We start from the raw sequence: 5,750 nt of genomic DNA on the forward strand, positions 1-5,750 counted from the left end.
TCGCCCGCCCGGACCCTCGAACAGCTTCGAGTGCGCTTGCCTGACGAGGACCATCCGAAAGATCAACCCTGACAGTTATTCAGAAACAGGCCCCGGGACGCATCGAGAACTCCCAGGTCGGCGTGTTCCTCGCCCTGGCCACCAGCCGGGGCGGGCCCTGATCGACCGCCGGCTCTACCTGTCCGAGCACTCGTGGTGCACCGATGACGAGCGTCGCCACGCGGCGGGGATACCCCAGACGGTGCAGTTCGCGACCGAACCCTGCCTGGCCGAGGAGATGATCGGCGCCGCGCTGGACGCTGGCATCACCGCCTCCTGGGTGACCGGCGACGAAGCTTACGGCCAGGACCCGCAGTTGTGGGCTGCCCTGGAGCCGCGCGGCATCGGCTACGTGCTGGCCGTCGCCTGTTCCACTCGGGTCCGCATCAATCACGGCCGCATTCCTGCCCGCGCCGATGTCCTCGCCCAGCGTCTACCCGCCACGGCCTGGCAACGGCACAGTGCCGGCCCCGGGACGAAGGCCCGCGCTACTACGACTGGGCCTGGATCCACATCGGCAGCGACACCCACCGCCATCTGCTGATCCGCCGCAACCGCACCAGTGGTGAACTCGCCTTCTATCTGTGCTGGTCACCAACCACGGTGACGCTGTCCGAGCTGGTCCGCGTCACAGGTGTCCGCTGGAGCGTCGAGGAGTGCTTCCAGGCCGCCAAGAGCCAGGTTGGCCTGGATCACTACCAGGTCAGGCACTGGACCTCATGGCACCGGCACATCACGCTCGCCATGTTCGCCTTGGCCTTCCTGACCGCCGTCGCCGCCAGCGCGGCCCCCAACCGGCCCGCCGACCCGCACCACCCAGCCCGCAGCAACGACCTGATCACCTTGACTGTCCCCGAGATCCGCCATCTGCTCGCTGCCGTCTTCGACCCACCGGCCGTGACCGCGGCCAGGCTGCTGCACTGGTCCACCCGGCGCAGACGCCACCAGGCAACAGCCCGCCGCAGCCACTACCGACGGCGGTCCGCCAACGAACCTTCTGGATAGATCACGAAACCGCACTGGAGTATTAGTACTCCAGCAGCACTTTGACGTTTTCCCTGTTCAGGGGCGGTTTGGGTGAGTGTAGTGGGCTGATTGCCGGCCTGTGTTCTCTTTCCCGGACCGCCCCTCGATCGTGTGAAGCCGCCGCTGATAGTGGCAGCGGCGGGCGACGGCTTGGCGTCGTCTGCGCCAGTGGGACCATCTCAGCGCGCGTGCGCTGATGAAGGGCTGGTGAGCGGCGATCGGTGAGGCGACAGTGCTTCGTGTTCTTCTCTTTCAGGTACTGCGCTGGGTGGTTGCAGACCTGCTTGAGGCCGGTGAGCAGCTTCATCACCAGGCCGCGCCGGGCCATTCCGTCCGCCTCGCCGATCGCCGCCAGCGACTCACGCACCAGCGCCTCGTACAGGGACGCCTGCTCCTTCGTCAGCGAGACAGGCTGGTCTCGGACATCACGTATCTGCCGACCCTCGCCGGCTGGTGGTATCTCGCGACGGTCATCGACCTGGCCACCCGTGAGGTGGTCGGGTACGCGATGGCCGATCACCACCGCGCCGAGATTGTGGTCGATGCGCTGAAGATGGCTGCCGGTCGAGGCGCTCTGAAAGAGGGCTGCATTGCGCACTCGGACCGCGGCTCGGAGTACACCTCACACGAATACCGAAAGACAATAAGGGAGTTGGGGCTGAGACAGAGTATGGGCAGAACCGGCTCGTGTTACGATAACGCGGCCGCCGAAAGCTTTTTCGGACTACTGAAAGCGGAGATCGGGACCACCGTCTGGGAATCCCACGAGGCTGTCCGCGCCGACGTCTTCCGTTTCATCGAGGTCGAATACAACCGCACCCGCCTGCGCAAGCATCCGGTCTACGGGTACGTCACCCCGGTCGAGACCAGGGCTCTGACAACGCAAGACCTCGCCCCCGCAGCGTAACCATCCGCTGTCCGAGATCAAGGGGGAACTTCAGTGGGTGGGGGTGGTTGTCGGTGGTCTTCTGGGGTGTTGTGGTGGGTGTTTGGTTTAGTTGTTCGGGGTGTTGACCAGGGGTTTTGTTGGTGTGTGGGATTGATCTTGGTGTTGTTGTCGTTGGAATGGTCCGTCTGTAGGTAGTGCCGCAACAGGCAACGTTCGCCCCATCGCAACACCCTGCACGCACTCACGCCCCACCGGCCGAAAGCCCAAGTACGTCCAGTGCGAGGGCCTCCGGCCGGCACGCCGAGAGCACGCACCGGACGCCGCTCCTTGACGGGCAAACGTTGCCTGCCGCGGCAGTAGCTGTGGGGCGTGGTCGTGGACGGGGCCTGGGTAGTGGCGTGTTCGGGTGAGGTAGGTGTGGAGCGGGTCTCTGGTTGCGGGGGATAACCGGGGTGAGGGTGTCAATCCCCGGGTTTCGTAGAGATGTTGGTTATGCGGCCCGGCCTTCCTGATCGGTCCGGGCTCGTGCCTCCTGGATGATCCCGTTCGAACTCGACGGGTGGCTTCCCGCCGGCCGCGCTGTGACGGCGTTTCGTGTTGTAGAAGTCCGCGATCCACGTCGCGGTCTTCAGCCGGGCCTCGGTGCGGGTGGCGAAGGTGTGCCGGTGGGCGTGACCCTGGTCCGGTCGATATTGCTCCTGAAGGCGTAGGCGTCCGCGGAAATGCCAGTGGTCGTCACCGCCGTCCTCGAACGCGATACCCCCGCCGATGAACGTCCGACCTCGTTCCCGTCACCTGCCACGAACTTCCGTGTCTGCTCAGGCTGTTGATCCTGCCCGCGCCCCAACGCGACGCTGAACGCGTCCTGCCCCGGCCCAACCGGTGCAGCCGCCACCGACACCGAGCCCGCCTGTGATGGCACACCTGCGCGCAGACAGCGTGGCGTCGTGTACAGGTCCTCACCCGACAGCGGTGGTGTGGACGGTGAACCGGGATGTTGCTGCGCGGGGCCTTGGAGCAGGGGCAGATCCGATGGGCGGCGGCACCGGGAAACAGGCTGCCCGGCCCGCCGGGAACCGTTGCTCGGGCTTGGTGGCGTTGTCGGCGCCACAGTTCCTTCGGGATGGCCAGAGCGCAGAATCCGTCCTCGGCCGCGGCCGCCGTTTGCGGCCGTCTCCGTCGACGCGAACGACGGCTGTGTGTCCGACTGCCATGACTGTCTCCACTTCGTTGATCGAACGTTTTGACAGGGCACCCTCTTGCATTGCTGTTCCAGGCGGTGATCTACGTAGTGGATGACCCAGGCATTGTCCGTCACTTGGCGGATGTCAGCAGCATGTTGCCGCGGAGACAGGGTATGGACCAACAGGTCTACGTCACCTGCTTGACTGGTGATGCATCTCATGTGACAGTCAGTCGTGCCGCAAGCCGGCACACCTGAAAGCGCGGAGGATTGACATGATCAGCAGGCGTGGCTTCAGCAAGGCCTTTGGAGTGGGCACCGGCGCGGCCGCCGTTTCACTGCTCCGCCTACAGGGCACGCAAACCGCGTCCGCCGCCCCCCGGAGCGCATCCCCGGCGCCAGCCGTTCCCACGGTCACCCCCGGCGCGCACACCACGTTTCCGCGGCTGAAGCAGATCAGGGCCGGCCTGCTGGACGTCGGCTACGCCGAACTGGGCCCCGCCCACGGTCCGGCGGTCATCTGCCTGCACGGCTGGCCGTACGACATCCACAGCTACGCCGACGTCGCCCCGCTGCTGGCGGCGGAGGGGTACCGGGTGATCGTCCCGTATCTGCGCGGCCACGGCACGACGCGTTTCCTCTCCGAGCGGACGTTCCGCAATGCCCAGCAGTCGGCCATCGCCCTCGACATCATCGCCCTGATGGATGCCCTGAAGATCGAGCGGGCCGTGCTGGCCGGGTTCGACTGGGGCTCGCGCACCGCCGACATCATCGCGGCGCTGTGGCCCGAACGCTGCAAGGCTCTCGTGTCGGTGAGCGGATACCTGATCACCAACCGCGAGGCCAACCTGAAGCCACTGGCACCCAAAGCCGAGTACGCCTGGTGGTACCAGTACTACTTCGCCACCGAGCGCGGCCGGCTCGCCATGGAGGACAAGACCCTGCGCCACGACCTGACCCGGCTCGTCTGGGACACCGTCTCCCCCACATGGGACTTCGACGACGCCACGTTCGAGCGCACCACCGCGGCCTTCGACAACCCCGACTACGCGGCCATCGTCATCCACAACTACCGCTGGCGGTTGAGCCTCGCCGACGGCGAGCGCCGCTACAATGGACTGGAGAAGCAGCTGGCCACGCGGCCGGTCATCCAGGTGCCCACCATCACCCTGGACGCCGAGCGCGATCCCTTCACCCCCGCGGGCAACGGCGCCTCCTACCGGGACAGGTTCACCGGCACGTACGAGCACCGCACCCTGACGGGGATCGGCCACAACGTGCCCCAGGAGGCACCCACCGCCTTCGCCCAGGCCGTCATCGACGTGGACCACTTCTGACGCGGCATCGTCAACCTTGGTCGCCCTCCTGACAGGAGGACCAAGGGGGGAGCGGGCCCATTCCGCCCAGACCGAACGGAGTTCGACCATGGAAAGCCAGAACATCACGGACACTGCTGCGGCGGCACGCCGAGCGCGGTTCGGCACGTTGCCCGAGCGCATCCGCTACGAGGACATGGTCGAGGAGAAGACGGCTACGCCGAACGACCCGACGCGGTACGCCTACGACCCTGAGGGATCGTGGATGTCCTTCTCCTGCCTCGCCGCCGACCTGGGCCTGTAAGCCGGAGTCGTCGAGCGGACACCGCGGGCAGATGACGAATCTTGCAAGGCACGGCAGTAACCGGTCAGGATGGTGATGTGAACCTCGACCATGTCTTCGTCTGCGGAAACCCGGCACTCGACTTCGCCGCGACGCTCCGGGCCCGCCGCTCGGTGCGCTTCGAGATGTTCGCGACGCCGGACAGGCTGGACGCGTGGTACGTGGAGTCCGGCATTGTCGACGCGGTCTCCCCCTGCGGGGAGGCCGACGTCGAGCAGGCGACCACCGTACGGGAAGCCGTCTACCGGCTGGTCACCGCCCGCCGGCTGGGGGAGGAGTACGACGGGGCGGCACTGACCGTGGTGAACAACGCCGCCCGCAAGCCGGCCGCGGTGCCGCAGCTCACCCCGGCGGGGCGATGGACGCAGGCGACACCGGAAGAGGCCCTCTCCACGGTGGCGCGGCACGCCGTCGAGTTGCTGAGCGGGCCGGACGTGCCCCTGCTGAAGGAGTGCGGCAACCCCGAGTGCACCCGCACCTACATCGACCGCTCGCGCGGCATGCGCAGGCAGTGGTGCGGGATGGAGTCCTGCGGCAACAGGATCAAGGCGGCCGCCTACCGCGCCCGCAAGAAGACCACGCCCACGGCGTCCCACTGACTCGACCTCCGTCGTCGGCCAAGGCGGCCCGAGACGATGCGCTCCGTACTGCAGCCTCGTCTTCCGTCTCCGCCGCCCCGCGGAGGTGTTCGATACCGGTGTCGGACTCCGCCAAGAGGCCGGCGTCGGCCTCGGCCTGGCGGACCCAGCCGCGCAGGGCCTCCTTGTGGACGCCCAGATCCCTGGCGACGTGCGCGATCGGCCGGCCCGTGGTGCGGACCTCGCGGACAGCCCGCTCACGGAGCTCGTCCGGGTATTTGCAAGACCACGGAGTTAAGGCCGATCCGCGGTTGTCAACGGGATCCGGGATTTTCGGGGAAGCGCAGGTCACGGCGACGGGGCTCCTGGTAGAGCG

8 protein-coding genes are annotated in these 5,750 nt (G+C 67.0%); 6 read left to right on the forward strand and 2 right to left on the reverse strand.

Going from position 1 to position 5,750, the window contains the following annotated elements:
- Positions 1–178: 178 nt before the first annotated feature.
- From ACFYOH_RS44265 to ACFYOH_RS44275, 3 genes are all read left to right on the forward strand, one after another.
- Complete coding sequence (locus tag ACFYOH_RS44265; protein WP_388637915.1) at positions 179–583, forward strand: transposase; 405 nt, start codon at positions 179–181, stop codon at positions 581–583.
- Between the two features lie 59 nt (positions 584–642).
- Entirely contained in the window at positions 643–1,044 is a 402-nt protein-coding gene (locus tag ACFYOH_RS44270) for a hypothetical protein (protein WP_388637903.1), read from the forward strand.
- Positions 1,045–1,333: 289 nt separating this feature from the next.
- Positions 1,334–1,972 (forward strand): IS3 family transposase, encoded by a 639-nt coding sequence (locus ACFYOH_RS44275; RefSeq protein ID WP_388637906.1) that lies wholly within the window; start codon positions 1,334–1,336, stop codon positions 1,970–1,972.
- Positions 1,973–2,415: 443 nt separating this feature from the next.
- Here ACFYOH_RS44275 and ACFYOH_RS44280 read toward each other — a convergent pair whose 3' ends face one another.
- The gene (locus ACFYOH_RS44280) at positions 2,416–2,724 is read right to left on the reverse strand and encodes an integrase core domain-containing protein (RefSeq protein WP_388637918.1); all 309 of its coding nucleotides are present in this window, start codon (positions 2,722–2,724) and stop codon (positions 2,416–2,418) included.
- Between the two features lie 688 nt (positions 2,725–3,412).
- Between ACFYOH_RS44280 and ACFYOH_RS44285 the strand changes: the two genes are divergently transcribed.
- From ACFYOH_RS44285 to ACFYOH_RS44295, 3 genes are all read left to right on the forward strand, one after another.
- A complete protein-coding gene (locus tag ACFYOH_RS44285) occupies positions 3,413–4,474 on the forward strand; it encodes an alpha/beta fold hydrolase (RefSeq protein WP_388637909.1) in 1,062 nt (353 codons plus the stop codon).
- Between the two features lie 88 nt (positions 4,475–4,562).
- Positions 4,563–4,757: a hypothetical protein gene (locus ACFYOH_RS44290; protein WP_351214895.1), complete on the forward strand. Its 195-nt coding sequence runs from the start codon at positions 4,563–4,565 to the stop codon at positions 4,755–4,757.
- Positions 4,758–4,834: 77 nt separating this feature from the next.
- Positions 4,835–5,395 (forward strand): CGNR zinc finger domain-containing protein, encoded by a 561-nt coding sequence (locus ACFYOH_RS44295; protein ID WP_388637912.1) that lies wholly within the window; start codon positions 4,835–4,837, stop codon positions 5,393–5,395.
- Here ACFYOH_RS44295 and ACFYOH_RS44300 read toward each other — a convergent pair.
- Complete coding sequence (locus ACFYOH_RS44300; RefSeq protein ID WP_388637921.1) at positions 5,340–5,726, reverse strand: transposase; 387 nt, start codon at positions 5,724–5,726, stop codon at positions 5,340–5,342. The genes ACFYOH_RS44295 and ACFYOH_RS44300 overlap by 56 nt on opposite strands.
- Positions 5,727–5,750: the final 24 nt, after the last annotated feature.

The organism is Streptomyces sp. NPDC007856, from assembly GCF_042868225.1.
Lineage (GTDB): Bacteria > Actinomycetota > Actinomycetes > Streptomycetales > Streptomycetaceae > Streptomyces.

Excerpts from the sequence above, each read along its gene's own strand:
- ACFYOH_RS44290 (WP_351214895.1), top strand. The coding sequence starts at position 4,563 with ATGGAAAGCCAGAACATCACGGACACTGCTGCGGCGGCACGCCGAGCG.
- ACFYOH_RS44285 (WP_388637909.1), top strand. The coding sequence starts at position 3,413 with ATGATCAGCAGGCGTGGCTTCAGCAAGGCCTTTGGAGTGGGCACCGGC.